The organism is Enterobacter sp. UPMP2052, assembly GCF_053709675.1.
This window is the reverse complement of sequence record NZ_JBSKJR010000001.1, coordinates 943650-961501: the sequence shown is the minus strand read 5'-3', so window position 1 is coordinate 961501 and position 17852 is coordinate 943650. Positions and strand designations below refer to the sequence as shown.

Sequence of the window (17852 nt, the reverse complement as noted above, 5' to 3'; positions counted from 1 at the left end):
TTTTTCTATGTCGCAACACAGCTTCGATGCGCTGCATTTGATTACCACGCCCGTGTGGCTGATTTCTCCTGTTTCAGAACAGATACTTTTTGCCAACGCCGCGGCGGCAAAGGTAATGTGTAATAAAACCCTCAACGAAATGCGAAGAGGAATATATTCCGCCAGTGCCCAAACCGTTCTTTCTATGTATGTCGCCGACCTGAAAACCGATCGGGAAATTATTGAGATTTGGACAGTCTGGCGTGATGCTCAGGAAACCACGTTGAGCTGCCGGCTCACGCTGAATCATATAGAGCCTTATGGCGAGATTATTCTGTTTGAAGGCCTTCCACAGCAGGCAGCCACCGGACTCAAGGCCAGCCGATCGGCGACCTATCAACGCAAGAAACAGGGATTTTACGCACGGTTTTTCCTCACCAACAGCGCGCCGATGTTGCTCATCGACCCTGCCAGAGACGGTCAAATTGTGGATGCGAATCTCGCCGCGCTCAATTTTTACGGCTATCTCCACGATGAGATGTGCAGCAAACACACCTGGGAGATCAACACGCTGGGCCGCAATGTTCTGCCGGTGATGACCGAGATTGCCCGTTTGCCCGGCGGCCATAAACCGCTCAATTTTGTACATCGTCTTGCCGACGGCACGACCCGCCACGTGCAAACGTATGCCGGGCCTATTGAGATCTACGGCGACAAGCTGATGCTATGCATCATTCATGATATTACCGAGCAAAAAAGGCTCGAACAGGAGCTGGAACATGCCGCGCTCCGTGATTCGATGACCGGTCTGCTTAACCGTCGCCAGTTTTATGCCATTACGGAGCAAACCAATCCTTCCCATCTTCCCGCACAGCAGCAATTCAGCCTGTTGCTGGTGGATACCGATCGTTTCAAGGACATAAATGATGTGTTCGGACACCTCAAAGGCGACGAAGTGCTGATTTCGCTTTCGAGAACGCTGGAGGCCTGCTGCCGGAAAGATGATTATGTCTTCCGCTGGGGAGGTGAAGAGTTTGTGCTTCTGCTGCCGCGCACCCCGCTCGAAACCGCGATGCAAATTGCCGAAACCATACGCGCCACGGTGGCGCATATCACGATCCCGGGGCTGCCACGTTTCACCGTCAGCATTGGTGTGGCGCGGCACAATCAGGGTGAGAATATTGATGAGCTGTTCAAGCGTGTAGACGACGCACTGTACCGCGCCAAAAACGATGGCCGCAATAAAGTCCTTGCCGCATGAAACTGGAGTAAAACAGAAACCCCCGCTACAATGCCCACCTCGAAAAATGAAATACAGGTGGGTTAGTCTGCGATGGGAAAAACAGAAATAATACTCATCTTAACTATTTTAAGCCTTATTATATTTGGGCTATGGTTTATTTTTAGCGGCGAGATCTGGTACGTCGTCGAATATTTTGAAAACAGTCTGTATCCGTCTATTGAGGCGTTGTAGGAAACGATTAAAATGAGTGTCTTTGCCCTTCAAGATCTCTTTTCTGAATAGCGGCCAGGCGCTGCAGAAGGGGTTACCTGCCGTCAGCAGGCAACCCGCACACATCAGTGCTTCTCAATATACATCGTGCGGCTATACGCTACGTCTTCCGGGTTGTTAATCGGATACCCTTTAACCCACGGCTTAATCAGACGCCCATTGGTGTACTGGTAAATAGGCGCGATAGGCGCTTTTTCCGCAAGAATTTTCTCAGCCATGTTGTAATCGACGTTACGGGCTTTGGCGGTGGTTTCCAGCGTCGCCTGGTTGATAATCTTATCGTACGCCGGATCGTTAAAGCGGGAGATATTCCCGCTATGGGTCGAGGTCAGCAGCGACAGGAAGGTCGATGGCTCGTTGTAATCTCCTACCCATGACGCACGGATCACATCAAAATTGCCGGTATTACGGCTATCAATGTAGGTTTTCCACTCCTGATTCTGCAGTTTGACGTCAACGCCCAGGTTTTTCTTCCACATAGACGCCACCGCAATGGCAATCTTCTGATGGTTTTCGGAGGTATTGTACAGCAGGGTTAACTTCAGCGGGCGCTGAGGACCGTAACCTGCGGCCTGCAGCAGCGTTTTTGCCTGGGCGTTCAGCTCCTGCTGCGTCATCTGCTCAAAAGGTGATTTCTCCGGAGTAAACCCTGCCGTCACGTCCGGCGTGAAATGCCAGGCGGGCTTCTCACCCGTGCCTAATACCTTCTCGGCCATAATGCGGCGATCGATCGTCATGCTCAGAGCAAGACGCACGCGGGCATCCGCAGTGGGGCCTTTTTGCGTGTTAAAGGCATAGTAATAGGTGCCCAGCTGCGGCGGGGTGTAAACCTGTCCAGGAATATCTTTGAGCAGCTTCTGGTACATGTTTTTTGGGAAAGATTCGGTGATATCAATATCACCTGCCAGATAGCGTTTAGTTGCCGATGACTCCTGGTTAATGGGAATAAACGTCACTTTTTTCAGTACCGTTTTCGCATTGTCCCAGTAGTGGACATTCGGTTCGACCACCAGTTTTTCATTCACGACGCGGTCTTTCAGCACGTACGCGCCGTTACCGACCAGTTGACCTGGGCGCGTCCACGCCTTGCCGCTTTCGACATTGGCTTTCTGGACAGGGAAAAACGCAAAGTTTGCCGTCAGGTTACTGAACCAGGGCAGCGGTTTATCGAGCTGAACGCGTAGGGTTTTGGCATCGACAGCCGTTACGCCAAGCGTATCAGGTGCCGCTTTACCGTCGATGATTGCCTGGGCGTTAGTAATGCCCGCCAGTGCAGCAAACCACGCAAATGGCGAAGTGGTTTTCGGGTCGACCAGACGCTGCCAGCTATAGACAAAGTCCTGCGCCGTTACCGGCGTTCCATCGGACCACTTAGCGTTGTCACGAAGCGTGAAGGTCCAGGCACGGTTATCATTGCTTTGCCAGTGCGTTGCCACGCCGGGCGTTAATTCCCCTTTCTCATTCTGATTAACCAGCCCTTCATACAGATCGCGGATCACCTGAATCTCCGGTAATCCCACCGCTTTCGCCGGATCCAGCGAAGCCGGTTCATCTTTAATATGTCGGACAAGTTCCTGTTTTTGCGCCAGCACAGTTCCCTGTGGCACATCAGCAGCATAAGAGAGTGAAGAGAGTCCGCACAGCCACAGCGCAGAGCAAAGCAGCGAAACAGGATGCTTCATAAGATCCCCTTTAAGAAGTCAGCTAACAGCAATTGCGTAATTATTTGTTTCGAAACAGAGAAATGCAAATACCTTAACCCGGAAAGTTGATATCTGACAATTTTAAGCCGCACAGGAAACGCATTGATTTACCCCCGGTTTTGCACAACACTGCCTGTAAAGACTTCTTCATCAGGATTTCCTATGGCACTGACAAGACCCCGAACAGAACGCGGCGCTTTCCCGCCAGGAACCGAGCATTATGGCCGCTCCTTTTTAGGCGCACCGCTGATCTGGTTCCCTGCTCCTGAGGCCGATCGCGATAGCGGTTTAATTATTGCCGGTACACACGGGGATGAGAACTCCTCCATCGTGACCTTATCCTGCGCGCTGCGCACCCTTGCCCCGGAACTGCGTCGTCATCACGTCATTTTGACCGTCAACCCGGACGGCTGTCAGCTTGGACTACGGGCAAATGCGAGAGGGATCGATTTAAATCGTAATTTCCCGGCGGCTAACTGGCGTGCCGGTGAGACGGTGTATCGCTGGAACAGCTCGGCCCGGGAGCGTGACGTTGTTTTACTGACGGGAGAAAAGCCCGGCTCTGAACCGGAAACCCAGGCGCTGTGCCAGCTTATCCATAAGATCCACCCCGCGTGGGTGGTCTCTTTTCACGATCCGCTGGCCTGCATTGAAGATCCCCGCCACACGGCGCTGGGTCAGTGGCTTGCTGACGCGTTTTCCCTGCCGCTGGTGACAAGCGTTGGCTACGAAACGCCGGGGTCCTTTGGCAGCTGGTGCGTCGATCTGGGGTTACACTGCATTACCGCAGAATTCCCGCCGATATCGTCCGATGAGGCAAGCGAGAAGTACCTCAAGGCGATGGTAGATCTTCTGCAGTGGCAACCTCAAAGGTGAAGCACCCCGGTGGAAAAGCTCAGCGCGGGTGAGACATCCACAGCAAGCCACGTTGGGCCATCGAGATCGGCAAAGCGCACCTGATTTGCTAACGGTAACGCTGCGCCGATCGCCCTGGAGGTGCACAGCATACAGCCAAGCATTAAGCCAAACCCTTCCTCTCTGGCCGCTTGCGCAAGGGCAAGCGCTTCGGTTAACCCGCCCGTTTTATCGAGCTTGATGTTCACCATCTCATACCGGCCTTTTAGCTGCGACAGGCTGTCACGGGTATGACAGCTTTCATCTGCACAGATCGGCAATGGATGAATGAAATTCTCCAGAGCCGCATCCTCATTCGCCGGTAAGGGTTGCTCCAGCATGGCGACGCCCAGATCGGCCAGGAGCTGGCAGCGTGCGGCCAGTCCTTCACTATGCCACGACTCGTTTGCATCAACGATCAGGGTTGCCTGCGGCACGGCCGCGCGAATGGCGACCATACGTTCACTCAATGACCGATCGTCGAGTTTCACCTTGAGCAGCCGCGCGCCAGTCTCATACAACGCTTTTGCGCTTGCAGCCATCTGTTCGGGTTCGCCAATCACGACGGTTTGCGCGGTAACGATCGACTCTGGCAACGTCACGCCCAGCATGGCGGACAAAGAGGACTGCTGCTGTGCTGCGCCAAGGCTCCAGAGCGCAGAGTCGATGGCGTTACGGGCTGCGCCGGCAGGTAAACGTTGCTGGAGCGCGTCACGCGTCAACCCGGTTTGCAGCTCGGGCACCAGGGTCATAATTTGCGCCATCACCGAGGCGAGGCTCTCCCCGTAACGCGGATAAGGCGTACATTCTCCCACGCCCTTCACCCCCTCTTCTTCTATCTCCACCACGACAACGCTGGCTTCGCTACGGCTGCCGCGGGAGATCACAAACGGGGTATGCAGTGGCCAGGCTTCTTCATAGACCTTAACACTTCTCATCATTGACTCCTTGCAGCCCGGTAAGGCGAAAAATTGGTTTGCCGTGTTATCTGCTGTTGGCATACACTAGCCACGACGTTAACTATTTGTAAACAGGAAGATATCTATGTCACAACTCGTCCATTTCCAGGGCAACCCGGTAGCTGTTGCAGGTTCCATTCCTCAGTCTGGTAGCAAAGCGCAGCCTTTTACTCTGGTAGCGAAAGACCTGTCCGACGTCACGCTGGCCCAGTTTGCCGGCAAACGTAAAGTCCTGAACATTTTCCCAAGCATTGATACCGGTGTATGCGCCGCGTCCGTGCGTAAATTCAACCAGCTGGCGACCGAAATGGACAACACCGTGGTGCTGTGCATTTCTGCTGACCTGCCGTTTGCCCAGTCTCGCTTCTGCGGAGCCGAAGGCCTGAGCAACGTTATCACCCTTTCCACCCTGCGCAGCCCGGAATTCCTTGAGCAATACGGCGTGGCTATCTCCGAAGGTGCGCTGAAAGGTCTGGCGGCGCGTGCTGTTCTGGTCATCGACGAAAACGACACCGTTGTATTCAGCGAGCTGGTAAACGAAATCACCACCGAGCCGGATTACACCGCCGCTCTCGACGTGCTGAAAGCGTAATAACAAAAAAGCCTCTTTGCAGAGGCTTTTTTATTTATTCTTCACCCTTCTTCTGGCTCAGACCATACTCACGCAGTTTGTTGGCAATCGCCGTGTGCGACACGCCCAGACGCTTAGCCAGCTTACGGGTACTCGGGTAGCTACGGTACAACTGCGTTAGCACCGAACGTTCGAAGCGGCTGGTAATATCATCCAGCGAACCTTCCATCGCCTCTTCGCCCACGGACACGGTTCCGGCATCGTAATCCGGTAACAGGATATCCTGCGCGCGCAGTTCGTACCCTTCGAGCTGAGTCAACGCGCGATAAACGGCGTTTTTCAACTGACGGATATTGCCCGGCCAGCCGTAGCGCGTCAGCACTGTGCCTAAATCAGCGGACAGTTTCGGGCGCGGTACGCCCTGCTCGTCCGCAAAACGGGCCACGAACAGTTCGGTCAGCGGCATGATGTCCTGCGGGCAATCACGCAGCGGTGGAATGTTCAGCGTCAGCACGTTCAGGCGATAATAGAGATCCTCGCGGAATACCCCTTTCTGCACCAGTTCGACCAGGTTTTTCTGGGTAGCGCAGATCACGCGTACATCCACATGTACCTCATGATCTTCCCCGACGCGGCGGAAGGTGCCATCGTTCAGGAAGCGCAGCAGCTTGGCCTGCATGCGTGGCGACATTTCGCCGATCTCATCCAGCAGCACCGAGCCACCGTTCGCCTGCTCGAAGAAGCCTTTTTTACCCTCCGGCGCATGGCCGAACAGTTCGCTCTCTACCGCATCCTCCGGAATCGAAGCACAGTTCAGCGCCAGATACGGTTTAGCCGCACGCGGGCTGGACTGATGCACCGCGTGTGCCAGCAAATCTTTGCCGGTACCGGTATCCCCGGTGATCAGGAGCGGCGCAGTGAGGTTAGCGAGCTTGCGCGCCTGATCGACTACATGACGCATCTTCGGGCTGACCGCAACGATCTGGCTAAACGCACCCACATCCTGGCTGGAAAGATTTTGCAGCTGGCGGCCCATGCGAACGGTTGAACGGAGCATGATCACCGCACCGGTTAAGACGCGCGCGTCGTTTTCCCCTTTCAGGTACACCGGGGTGATCTCCATCAGGAAATTCTGTCCGTTAATCACGACATGTTCGCTGTGGGTGTTTTGCGGGTTGCTGTCCAGCCAGCGCTGGAAATTAAAGCCGGGGATCAGCTGGGTCGCGTGATGATTGCTAAGCTTCTCCTGACTCTGCGCGAAAAGCTGACAGCTGGCCTGGTTGACGCGTTCAACTTTGCTTTTCAAATCCAGCGACAGGAAAGGTTCAGGCATGGCCTCCAGCAATGCACTGAGCGCGAGGTGCTCACGCTCTGAAGGCATCCAGGGGATGGTACGCACATCCGTAACGCCAGCGATACGGCGGATTTCCGCCATCAGGCTGCTGAAGGTATTAAATTCAATTTCGGCAAAGTTGAGGTAAATTCGCCCGACAGGGTCAATCTCTATGCCACGTAAGTCAATGCTACGTAAAACAAGGAGATCGAGTAACTCGCGGGTCAGACCGAGACGGTCCTCACAAAAGACTTCCAGACGCATGGGAAATTCACCGTTTAAGCCATTAACACTAAAATGATATGTCAGATCACGGTGTTCGGGAAGGTGGCTGTCAACAAATATTGACAGCCAGCACGATTAGTGAACAAAAGCATTACGCCACGGGTTTTTTATTGAGCGTCTCTTTAAGCTGACCAATCAGTTCGCGGCGAAAATCCCCCAGCCGCGGCTTATCACCGTCGATCCACGGCAGCGGACGGCACACCTCCATCGCCTTAATGCCCAGGCGCGCGGTCAGCAGACCTGCGCCGATGCCCTGCGCGGCGCGGGCCGACAGGCGCGCAGCCAGATCCTGCGACATCCAGTCCATGCCAACTTCACGCACCAGCTCGCTGGCACCGGCAAAGGCGATATTCAGGAGCACCAGTTTGAACAAACGCAGACGGCTGTAATAGCCAAGTTCGATCCCGTACAGGCTGGCAATACGGTTGATCAGGCGCAGGTTACGCCAGGCGATAAACGCCATATCCACCAGCGCCAGCGGGCTGACGGCAATCATCAGGGTCGACTCTGCCGCCGAGCGGCTGATCTCACGGCGCGCCTGCGCATCCAGCACCGGCTGCACCATATGGGAGTAGAGCGTCACCACTTCCCGGTCATTCTGGGTTTCATGAATAGCGGCATACCAGCGTTGCAGCGCCGGATGGGACTGATCGATCCCTGCCTGGCTTGCCAGTTTTTCGCAGAACGCCCGCCCTTTTCCCGTGCCGTGGCTGTGCAGCAAGTCTCGTGCCTCGTCGCGCTCGTGAGCACGCTGCCGCAGACGCCAGAGCCTGCGCCATTCGGTGACAACCGACCCCACGCCCGCGCCGACAATCAGCGCACCCGCCGCACAGCCACCGAGCGCCACCCAGTCCTGGGTTTGCCAGGCGTTAGCCGCCCATTGCACACCCTGCCCGACCACGCTCACTCCAAACAGCGTCAGTCCGGCCATCACCATCCTGCGCCACAGGCTGCGTTTGGGCCGCAGCGCGGCGTCAATCACCGCTTCCGCCTGCCCGTCTTCGACCAGCGGCTCATCGACCCGGGCGGGAGCAAAATTCTCGGCCTGCGTGCCGCTGAAGGTGTGCGCAGACTTAAAGACTTCTGCCTGCTCCTGTTCCAGCTTGCCGGAAAAATCAATGCGCGGTTTCAATGGTTCCGTCATCGCAATTTGTCTCCTATCAAAAACTCAAGCGCGGCATCCAGGCGGATGTGCGGTAACGGCTGGTCAACGTTCATCATCTGCGGACGGAAAGCCTCGAACTGGAAACCCTGGCTCTGCCAGAAAGCCTGTCCCGGCAGGCGTGCAGGAACTTCACCAGGATAGACGGTAAGCGGTTCACCGTCACTCAGGCGATGCCCCCGCAGGGCCGGAATTTTCTCGCCGTTGATGTCAATCAATCCGCTCTGCGTCGCCTGAACCGAGGCCAGGCCCAGGCAATCCATACTGATGCCCTCAAACGCGGCGTTTTGCCACGCATCCTGTACCAGCTGCTGGAGCAGTGACACCATATTGGCGTGCTGATCGACCGTCACATGGTCTGCTTTGGTTGCCGCAAACAGCAGCTTGTCGATAACCGGAGAAAACAGGCGGCGGAACAGCGTGCGCTGGCCGTAGTGAAAACTTTGCATCAGCTGCGTTAACGCGAGACGCATATCGTTGAACGCTTGCGGCCCACTATTAAGCGGCTGAAGGCAGTCCACCAGCACAATCTGGCGGTCGAAGCGTAAAAAGTGATTCTTATAGAATCCTTTGACCACTTTTTCACAGTAGTAGTTGTAACGCTCGCGGAGCATGCCGGCACAGGTATGTTTATCCGCTTGCGCCAGTTTTGACTCACCGATACCGTCAACGTCAGGCCACGGGAAAAACTGGAGCGCAGGTGCACCCGCCAGATCGCCCGGCAAAACAAAACGCCCGGGCTGGATAAAATGCAGCCCTTCCCGTTTACATTGATGCAGGTAGTCCGTCCACGCTTCGGCGATTAACGCCAGCCGATTCTCGTCGGCGGGGGCGAGCGGATCCAGACCTTCGCACAGCTGTCGCCATTTCGCCGACCATTCCGCACGTTGGCCTTGCAGCAGACCGGTCATCTGACGAGACCAGCTGAGATAATCCTGCGCCAGCATGGGTAAATCCAGCAGCCATTCACCGGGATAATCCACGATTTCCAGATACAACGTGGAAGAGTCCTTAAAATGCCGGATCAGGGATTCACTGGAGCGAAAGCGCAGCGCAAGGCGGATCTCACTAACCCCTCGCGTGGGCGTAGGCCAGGCCGGAGGCGTGCCGTACAGCTGGGCTAAACCTTCATCGTAGGTAAAACGCGGGATACCAAAGTCACGCTGCGGGACTCGTTTCACGCCCAGCAGACGCTCTTCTCTTAGCGCGCTCAACAGCGGCAATCGCGCACCTGCGTGCAAGTTGAGCAGCTGATTAACCATGGCGGTGATAAACGCCGTCTTACCGCTGCGGCTCAGCCCCGTTACGGCGATACGCAGATGGCGATCCACGCCACGGTTGACCAGAGAGTTAAGTTCATTTTTAAGTCGCTTCATCGCCGTCCTTCATTGCCTGGAAGCCTGTAATGACTTGCTTCAGAATACAATAAATTGGGGCAGATCGTTGATTATCAATTCATAATTATTGCTATTGCCGTTTTTTCTCCAGTAAGATGAACGTCATTGCTGTCAGTAGAAGTGAGTAAGGTGTATGTCACCCACCATCTATGATATTGCGCGGGTTGCTGGCGTTTCGAAATCAACCGTGTCACGAGTATTGAATAAACAAACCAATATCTCTCCTGAAGCGCTCGAAAAAGTGCAAAAGGCGATTGAAGCCTTAAATTATCAACCGAATAAACTTGCACGCGCCCTGACCTCTTCTGGCTTTGATGCCATTATGGTCATTTCAACACGATCGACAAAAACCACGGCGGGCAATCCTTTTTTCTCCGACGTGCTTCATGCAATAACGGCGAAAGCGGAGCAGGAAGGCTTTGACGTTATATTGCAGACATCGAAAAACAGTGAAGATGATTTAGTGAAATGCGAAAGCAAAATTAAGCAAAAAATGATTAAAGGGATCATCATGCTGAGTTCGCCAGCCAATGAATCCTATTTTTCAAGGCTGGATGCATACGGCGTGCCCGTTGTCGTTATTGGTAAAGTGGAAGGCGAATATAACAATATCTGCTCGGTCGACACTGATAACTTCCGTGATAGTTTCACACTCACCGAGACGTTTATTAAACAGGGGCATCGCAAAATAGCCTGTCTACACGCCCCGCTTGATTACCACGTTTCAATAGACCGTCTGGCGGGTTATAAGGCCAGCCTTGAACATAACCACATAGACATTAATCCCGACTGGATGATCGATGGCGGTTATACCCACGAGAGCGCACTGGCGGCAGCGTGTCGCCTGCTCTCATCCGCGAATCCCCCGGATGCGGTGTTCGCCACTGACAGTATGAAGCTGCTAAGCCTGTACCGCGCCGCAGACGAGCTGAACCTGATGATCCCCGGGCAGCTGGCCGTGGCGGGATACAGCGATCCGATGCTGTCCCTCATACTGACCCCGGCCCCAGGCGGTTTTGATATCCCCACGCAGAAGTTGGGCGAAGAGAGTTGCGACCTGCTGTTTAAACGTATTGCCGGTACACCTGCCCCGCAAAAAATCCTGGTGGATACCCACTTTTCGTTTACCGCGTCGCTACGCTAACACCAGGGGCACACGCCCCTGGTGACAGACCGGTCAGTACGCGTAATTCACGCCCACGCCCGCATAGTGGAAACGATCGCTGTCGCCTTCATCATGGTTTTCCCATTCGTAGGCATATTCCAGCGTCATGGAGAGACCATTATTGAAATCGTAGGCATACAACAGGCCCAGGCGGTTGAAATCGTGGCCTTCGCGCTCTGGATCGTCACGCCAGTCCCAGTTTGACCAACGGTCAAGACCAAGCCGGGTATACGGCGTCAGCGTGGTTTGGCCTAATGAAACCGGCAGATAAGCGCGGATTTCCTGCGTAGAAAATTCACCGTTATTACGTGAACTGTCCATATTGAAACCACGCTCTAAATAGTAATTCACTTTCGCAGAGAATGTTTCGTTAAGGGTCCAGGTAAAGCCCGTTTCCGTTTCAACGCGGCTGTCAGCATAGCCGGTTTTTTCCAGATCGTTAGCAAACTGGTACAGGGATAACCAACCGCCAAAGCGCCAGTCATCGGTTAATTTAATATCCCAGTCCGGCTGAATTTTATAGCGCTGCATATTCGCGCTGCCGTCCTTCGCACCGTACTCATCCTTAAAGTGATAGCCGTAGTTTCGGAAACCGCCGGTGAGACCAAAGGTAAAATCATCTGTCCCAATAAAGCGATAGCGCAACTCTATTTCAGGGCGGTCAAAATAGGTTCCCCGGGTCATACTGCTGTAATCGACAGGCCCCTCCTGATACATGGCGAGAGATATTGTCCATGCATCCCATGTGGCATTAAACCATACGGAAGGTTCATATAATCCATCTTTATCGTCGCCCTGACCCTCGACGTTTTCGATTTCATACATGGCCCCAATATTAAAATCCCACTGCTTTGCTGTTTCTGTTGCCTGTGCACAGCTAACCCCTGCGCATAAAACAAACGCAGCACTTTTTAGTAGAGTACTCATTAAAATATTCCTTTATAATTAACAACCAAAAAAACCGGAAATTTGCATTCCCGGCTGATACTTCTTTATCTAATAGCCTCTTCGGTTTCTGCATCGAAGAAATGGCACTTATTCATATCGAACTGAATGCCGATATTATCTCCGGCTGCATAATCATTGGCGGCACCCGCACGGACAACCAGTTCATGTCCGCCGACGGCGGCATAAAGCATAAACTCCGCCCCGGTGAGTTCAGCGACGCTGATCTTCGCGGTAATAGTCTCACCACTATGCTGTGGCGTAAGAATATCTTCCGGGCGGATACCAAAGACCATCGCTTTGCGCTGGTAACCTTTTGCGTTGAGGGCGGCAAGCTTGTCTGCGGGGATCTCAAGACGCAGCGTTTCCGTGACAAAATACTGGCCGTCAATGGCCCCACGAATAAAGTTCATCGCAGGCGAGCCAATAAACCCGGCCACAAACATGTTTGCCGGTTCGTTATAAACCAGTTTCGGCGCCCCCACCTGCTGGATGATCCCGTCTTTCAGGATCACGATGCGGGTGGCCATGGTCATGGCTTCCGTCTGATCGTGGGTGACGTAAATCATGGTGGTGTTGAGCTTCTGGTGCAGCTTGCTGATTTCAGCGCGCATCTGCACGCGAAGTTTGGCATCCAGGTTAGACAACGGTTCATCCATCAGGAACACGCCCGCCTCGCGTACAATCGCCCGGCCTAAGGCCACGCGCTGGCGCTGACCGCCGGACAGTGCGCCGGGCTTACGCTTAAGGTAGTCGCGAAGGCCGAGGATTTGCGCGGCCCAGTTGACGCGTTCTTCAATGACCGAAGGCGCAATTTTCTGCATCTTCAGGCCAAACGCCATGTTGTCATAGACCGTCATGTGCGGATAAAGCGCGTAGTTCTGGAAAACCATCGCGATATCGCGCGACTTGGCGGGCACGTCGTTCATGCACACGCCGTCAATCACCAGCTCGCCTGCGCTGATCTCCTCCAGACCGGCAATCATGCGAAGCGTTGTCGATTTACCACAGCCAGACGGACCGACGAAAACGATGAATTCCTTATCCTCGATCTCAAGGTTGAAATCTTTAACCACATGAACCTGGTTATCGTAGATTTTCTGGATGTGTTTTAAAGAGAGTTGAGCCATTGTTAGTTCCTTTTCGATACGGTCCGGGAAGTCCAGAAATCCTGCAGGCATTTCCAGGTTAGTTCCTGCGTGCACTGAAGTTGAAGCCCGGCATGCGTCAGGCCTGAGCCAATGCCCACCGACAACATTCCCGCCGCGTTGATTGCCTCAACGCCAGCGGCAGCATCTTCAATACCGATGGCCTCTTCCGGGCGGACGTTCAGCCCCGCACAGGCCGCAAGAAAAATCTCCGGATCAGGTTTTGAGCGGGCGATGCGCGAGGCATCGGCACAAAAATCAAACGCCTCGTGAATGCCAAGCGCCTGCAAAATACGCGGCGCATTGAGAGAAACAGAGGCCAGGCCAGTCTTGACCTTCGCTGCACGGATGTCCGCCAGCACCTCCCCCATCCCCGGTAGCAGTGAGTCCTGCGTCAGCGACCCAAGCGATTGCACATAGAGATCGTTTTTTTTACCCGCGAGCATCAGACGCTGCCCATCGTCAAACGCCTCTGCTTTCCCGCCGTGTTGCAGGATCCGTTGAAGGGAATCCATGCGGCTGATGCCCTTCAACTGTTCGTTAAAATGCTCGTCGATGGTGATACCGACCTCCGCCGCCACGGCACGCCAGGCCAGGAAGTGCAGGTGTGCGGTGTCGGTGATGACGCCATCTAAATCAAATACAACGGCTTTAAGCATGACTGCGCCCCTCCGTGGTAGCGGTCCCAATATCAGACAAAATAAAATCCTGATAAGACCAGGACTGCACGCCTGATGCGGTCAGGGTTTTGCCCCACAGCGTAAAGGTAACGGGTGCGGAGGTTTCAAGGGTCAGGATGTCATTTGCAAAGGTGAAGAACATCCGTGCATTGCGCCAGCGCAGCGGGAAGGCAAGTTTGCGCCAGCGTGACGGAAGCTGTGGGGCAAGATGCAGTTCCCCTTCCACAACGTTCAGTCCCGCAAAGCCCTGAATAGCGCCCAGCCAGATCGCGCCCGTCGCGGCGGCGTGAATGCCATCGTCGCTGCTGTGCGGATCATCGCCCAAATCAATGGCGATACCGTCGCGCCAGAAGGCATAGGCCCGCTCGATATCACCACAGCGTGCGGCAACAATGCCATGAATGGCTTTGCTTAACGACGAGTCGTGGATCGTGCGCGGCTCATAGAAGCTCAGGTTGGCGGCACACTGCGCAGGCGTAAACCGCTCCGGCAACAGATAGTTGAGCATCACCACGTCCGCCTGCTTGAGGATTTGCATCTCGTTGACTTCCGCGCGCGAGTAGTCAAGCAGGATGGTTTGCTTGCCCGCTTTCGCTTTATAGCGACTCAGGTCAATAGCGGGTTTTGTCAGGAACGTATCATCCTGCGGAATGACCCCGTCCGCGCCGGCCTCAGGCAGCCATAGGCGCGCAAGGAAACGGTTCGCCTTATCGATGAACTGAGGGTCTTGTCGTCCAAACTTCGTGGCAAACTTAAGCGCACTGTCGACATTATGCCAGGCCAGATAGTTGGTATAAGCGTTGTTATTAACGTGTTCCGTATACTCGTCAGGGCCGATCACATCGTGGATTTCCAGACGCCCGTTTACCTCCGTGGCCCGTCCGATCCAGAACAGTGCGGTTTCCATCAGCAGCGTTAGCCCTTCATTGCGCATGAAGGTTTCATCCTGCGTGGCCTGCCAGTAAGCAACAACGGCCCAGGCGATATCCGCCACAATATGGTGCTCCGCCAGCGCGGAAGCGACTTTCTGGCGTACGCCGGTTCGGATATTAATCGCGGCAAATTCGGGCGTTTCTTCCTGCCCGCTTGCGGCGCTTTCCCACGGGAACAGCGCGCCGGGCCAGCCGTTTTGGCGAGCTTTCGCCCGTGCGCCGGAGAGATTTAACCAGCGATAACGCAGCAGGCTGCGAGCCGTCGCAGGACGGGTAAACAGATGGAAAGGCAACAGGAAAATTTCGGTATCCCAGAAAACGTGCCCTTTATAGCCCTCGCCGGTCAGCCCTTTTGCTGCAATGCTGCTGCGTTCATCATGGGCAGGGGTCATCGTCGTCAGATGCCAGACTGCATAATCCAGCGCCATTTGATCCTGCCAGGAGTCTGACGCCACCTCTACGCGACTGTCGCGCCAGACGTTATCCCAGGCACATGTTGAGCTTTCGAGTAAAGCCTCGTAGCCTCGTGCCGCACAGACTTTTAGCTCTGCCAGGGCATGTCGGGCGAACGCGTCCTGCGAGAGCGCTTTTTCGCTTCGCCAGGTAACCCAGCAAATTTTCTCTAAGGTGACAGTGTCACCCGCCGCAACCTCAAGCGCATGCTGGCACGTTACGCGACGATTTTTGGCCGCGAAACAGCTTTCGCTCTCGGATGAGAGCTGGCAAAAGGTCGACACCACTATATCGCTGGCGCGATCCTGCGTTTCATACACGCCCTGTATGAAATTCGGGTCAAAGACCCTGACGGAAACTTCGTCCAGATGCTGCCTGCCGCTGTTGGTTTGCGTGGCATCAATGCCGGTTTTCAATACGATTTTCGACGCTGAATCAACGGGGGTGATAGAGAGTTGCATCGCCACCAGCGATAGCTGATCTAAGGAGACAAAACGGCGACTTTCCAGACGATAGGTTTTGCCCGCAGGCGAACGCCAGAGCACGCTGCGTCGCAGCTCACCGTTTGCAAACGCAAGCTCACGCTGCCAGCTGAGGATCTCCCCTGACAGCAGCGTAAAATTCTCGCCATCAAGCTCAATCTCAATGCCGGTAATATCCGGAATATTAATGAGTTCGTTGGTTTCGTTACGCCCGGCCTTATGGTACAGCCCGGCAAGGAACATGCCGCGCGTTTGCTGGGTGTAATCTTCTTCGTGGGTGGCGCGGATCCCCATATAGCCATTACCACATGCCATAATGGAGGCATATTTATTCAGGCCGTGTGGGTCAAAGCCCGGATCGGTTAATACAGAGAGGTTCAGCATAACGTCACGCTTTCCCCTTTCTCAGCCGATTCGTACAGCGCCGCGACCAGCTGCTGGATCACCAGTCCCTGCTCAGCATCGGCAATCGTAACAGGCTCGCCCAAAACATGGCGAACAAAGGCATCCATGCTGCGTAAATGGCGCTGATCATCCGCCTCTTCCCGCTGCATCAGCGTCTTTAACTCGCCCGCTTCATCGTTGTAAATGTGTGCCGGGAACAGCGTTGCGCCGGCTTTTTCTCCGCAGAATGAGACATTCATGATCGACTGTTCGCGGATGTTCAGCGCAAAGGACGTATCCAGGCGCAGTATGCCACCATTGCAAAACTCAACCGTCCCGAAAAGAGCATCTTCAACGGTGTACTGCGCAGGGTCCCACTCGCCAAACTGCCCGCTGTGTTTACAGGTGCCAAGCTTTTGAAAACTGTGCGCCGTCACGCGTTTGACTGCCGGGAAACCGAGTACATACATCGCGGCATCCAGCATATGAATACCGATATCAATCAGCGGTCCGCCGCCCTGGAGAGCTTTATTAGTAAAGACGCCCCAGCCCGGCACGCCGCAGCGGCGCAACGCCTGCGCAGAGGTGAAATAGATTTCCCCTAAGGTGCCGTTTTGCACAGCCTCGCGCAGCAGCTGCGTATCGCGGGCAAAACGGTGGTGAAAATCATACGCCAGCACTTTTCCCGCTTTGCGCGCGGCGATGCGCATCAGATCGGCCTGCTCCGGGGTCATCGCAGGCGGTTTCTCGCACATCACATGACAACCTGCCTCCAGCGCCGCCATGACGTGTTCAAAATGAAAGCGATTAGGCGAGCAAACGCTCACCACGTCGGGATTAACCGCCCGCAGCATCTCTTGCACATCCTGCCATGCCGAAGGGATGGCATGACGTTCCGCAAACGCCTGTGCCTGCTCAAGGCGGCTGTCCATGACAGCCACCAGTTGAACATCACTGCGCGTTGCGTAATACGAGGCATGCACTTTGTCTGCAACCTGCCCGGCGCCAATAATGGCGACGCGCAGAGACGAAGGTGTAGAAGCACTCATCACGCTTATCATCCTTAGCAATCACGCAAATAAGTGAGCGAGTCCCGGTAAGCCTGTGCAGGATCGTCGGCACGTACGCGGCATTCGTAAACGACGTAGCCCTGATAATTGTCGGTGCGCAGCTGGTCAAAAAGAGTAGCGAAGTCCAGGCTGCCGCTCCCCGGCTGATAGCGATGGTTGTCGGCAATGTGTACGTGACCCAGCAGGTCGCGGTTGGCGTGCAGAGCCTCCGCCAGCGAATCCTCTTCGATATTCATGTGATAGAAATCGCCGATGATCTGTACGTGTTTCAGGTCGTTCTCTTCGATATAGCGACGCGCATCTGCCAGCGTGTTGATCATGTGATCCTGATAGCGGTTCAGCGGCTCCAGGTACACGGTCGTGCCGGTACGGGCGGCAACCTCATCCAGCCAGCGTAAAGAGTCATTGACCGCTTTGCGATCGCCCGCCAGGCTACGTGGCGAGGTCATCGGCGGCAGACGGAAGGTAAACATACCCCACGCGGCAGGCACGATAATGCCTTTACCGCCGACGTCAGCCAGGGCTTCCAGAATGCGTTCGATCTGCTTAAGACCGTTCAGACGGCGCTCCTCGATGAAGTCGCCAATCCAGCCGTCGTATCCGCCGCAGGCGGTCGTGACCGGTAAGCCCGTGGCGCTGATGGCAGCTTTAACTTCGTCAAGGTTGTCGACCAGCAGTTTGCCGTCGATTTCAAAGCCATCAAAACCCATCGCCTTGATGTACTTGAACTTCTCCATAATCGCCGCCGGGAAAAAGGCCTGGTTCTGCGTTGCGATTTTCATTATTTGCTCTCCTTA

At 54.8% G+C, this 17852-nt stretch carries 16 protein-coding genes; 5 read left to right on the top strand and 11 right to left on the bottom strand.

All coding sequences use genetic code 11. From position 1 onward, the window contains the following. The first annotated feature begins 7 nt into the window (after nt 1-7). Together ACWKX3_RS04405 and ACWKX3_RS04400 are read left to right on the top strand one after the other, a co-directional pair. Entirely contained in the window at nt 8-1240 is a 1233-nt protein-coding gene (locus ACWKX3_RS04405; protein WP_454541338.1) for a diguanylate cyclase domain-containing protein, read from the top strand. Between the two features lie 72 nt (nt 1241-1312). Next, entirely contained in the window at nt 1313-1453 is a 141-nt protein-coding gene (locus ACWKX3_RS04400) for an Ecr family regulatory small membrane protein (RefSeq protein WP_042319897.1), read from the top strand. A gap of 104 nt (nt 1454-1557) precedes the next feature. On the opposite strand, the gene ACWKX3_RS04395 is transcribed toward ACWKX3_RS04400, so the two are convergent. Next, nucleotides 1558-3174, bottom strand: a complete 1617-nt coding sequence (locus tag ACWKX3_RS04395) for a peptide ABC transporter substrate-binding protein (RefSeq protein ID WP_042319900.1) — start codon at nt 3172-3174, stop codon at nt 1558-1560. Nucleotides 3175-3357: 183 nt separating this feature from the next. On the opposite strand from ACWKX3_RS04395, the gene mpaA reads away from it, so the two are divergent. After that, entirely contained in the window at nt 3358-4071 is a 714-nt protein-coding gene (mpaA, locus tag ACWKX3_RS04390) for a murein tripeptide amidase MpaA (protein WP_006175574.1), read from the top strand. Here mpaA and ycjG read toward each other — a convergent pair. After that, complete coding sequence (gene ycjG, locus ACWKX3_RS04385; protein WP_236348351.1) at nt 4062-5027, bottom strand: L-Ala-D/L-Glu epimerase; 966 nt, start codon at nt 5025-5027, stop codon at nt 4062-4064. The two genes, mpaA and ycjG, sit on opposite strands and share 10 nt — an antisense overlap. A gap of 106 nt (nt 5028-5133) precedes the next feature. Here ycjG and tpx point away from each other — a divergent pair, with 106 nt between their 5' ends. Further along, nucleotides 5134-5640, top strand: coding sequence for a thiol peroxidase (gene tpx / locus ACWKX3_RS04380; protein ID WP_006175578.1), 507 nt, complete (start codon nt 5134-5136; stop codon nt 5638-5640). 34 nt (nt 5641-5674) lie between these two features. Here the strand turns inward: tpx and tyrR are convergent, their stop codons facing one another. The 3 genes from tyrR to ACWKX3_RS04365 form a co-directional block, all read right to left on the bottom strand. Continuing rightward, nucleotides 5675-7216, bottom strand: a complete 1542-nt coding sequence (gene tyrR, locus ACWKX3_RS04375; RefSeq protein ID WP_006175580.1) for a transcriptional regulator TyrR — start codon at nt 7214-7216, stop codon at nt 5675-5677. A 112-nt stretch (nt 7217-7328) separates the two neighbouring features. Continuing rightward, entirely contained in the window at nt 7329-8381 is a 1053-nt protein-coding gene (locus ACWKX3_RS04370) for a YcjF family protein (protein ID WP_101737625.1), read from the bottom strand. Then, entirely contained in the window at nt 8378-9775 is a 1398-nt protein-coding gene (locus ACWKX3_RS04365; protein ID WP_454541337.1) for a YcjX family protein, read from the bottom strand. The genes ACWKX3_RS04370 and ACWKX3_RS04365 overlap by 4 nt, the downstream gene beginning before the upstream one ends. A gap of 154 nt (nt 9776-9929) precedes the next feature. On the opposite strand from ACWKX3_RS04365, the gene ACWKX3_RS04360 reads away from it, so the two are divergent. After that, nucleotides 9930-10940: a LacI family DNA-binding transcriptional regulator gene (locus ACWKX3_RS04360; RefSeq protein WP_454541336.1), complete on the top strand. Its 1011-nt coding sequence runs from the start codon at nt 9930-9932 to the stop codon at nt 10938-10940. Between the two features lie 33 nt (nt 10941-10973). Here ACWKX3_RS04360 and ACWKX3_RS04355 read toward each other — a convergent pair whose 3' ends face one another. The 6 genes from ACWKX3_RS04355 to ACWKX3_RS04330 form a co-directional block, all read right to left on the bottom strand. Further along, the gene (locus ACWKX3_RS04355) at nt 10974-11888 is read right to left on the bottom strand and encodes an OmpG family monomeric porin (protein ID WP_454541335.1); all 915 of its coding nucleotides are present in this window, start codon (nt 11886-11888) and stop codon (nt 10974-10976) included. A 65-nt stretch (nt 11889-11953) separates the two neighbouring features. Then, nucleotides 11954-13036, bottom strand: a complete 1083-nt coding sequence (locus ACWKX3_RS04350; protein WP_454541334.1) for an ABC transporter ATP-binding protein — start codon at nt 13034-13036, stop codon at nt 11954-11956. Nucleotides 13037-13038: 2 nt separating this feature from the next. Continuing rightward, nucleotides 13039-13713 (bottom strand): beta-phosphoglucomutase, encoded by a 675-nt coding sequence (pgmB, locus tag ACWKX3_RS04345; protein WP_006175594.1) that lies wholly within the window; start codon nt 13711-13713, stop codon nt 13039-13041. Next, on the bottom strand, nt 13706-15985 hold the full coding sequence (locus tag ACWKX3_RS04340; RefSeq protein ID WP_454541333.1) for a glycoside hydrolase family 65 protein: 2280 nt from the start codon (nt 15983-15985) through the stop codon (nt 13706-13708). The genes pgmB and ACWKX3_RS04340 overlap by 8 nt, the downstream gene beginning before the upstream one ends. Beyond that, entirely contained in the window at nt 15979-17037 is a 1059-nt protein-coding gene (locus tag ACWKX3_RS04335; protein ID WP_404600096.1) for a Gfo/Idh/MocA family protein, read from the bottom strand. The genes ACWKX3_RS04340 and ACWKX3_RS04335 overlap by 7 nt, the downstream gene beginning before the upstream one ends. An 11-nt stretch (nt 17038-17048) precedes the next feature. Continuing rightward, a complete protein-coding gene (locus tag ACWKX3_RS04330; protein WP_454541332.1) occupies nt 17049-17837 on the bottom strand; it encodes a sugar phosphate isomerase/epimerase family protein in 789 nt (262 codons plus the stop codon). Nucleotides 17838-17852: the final 15 nt, after the last annotated feature.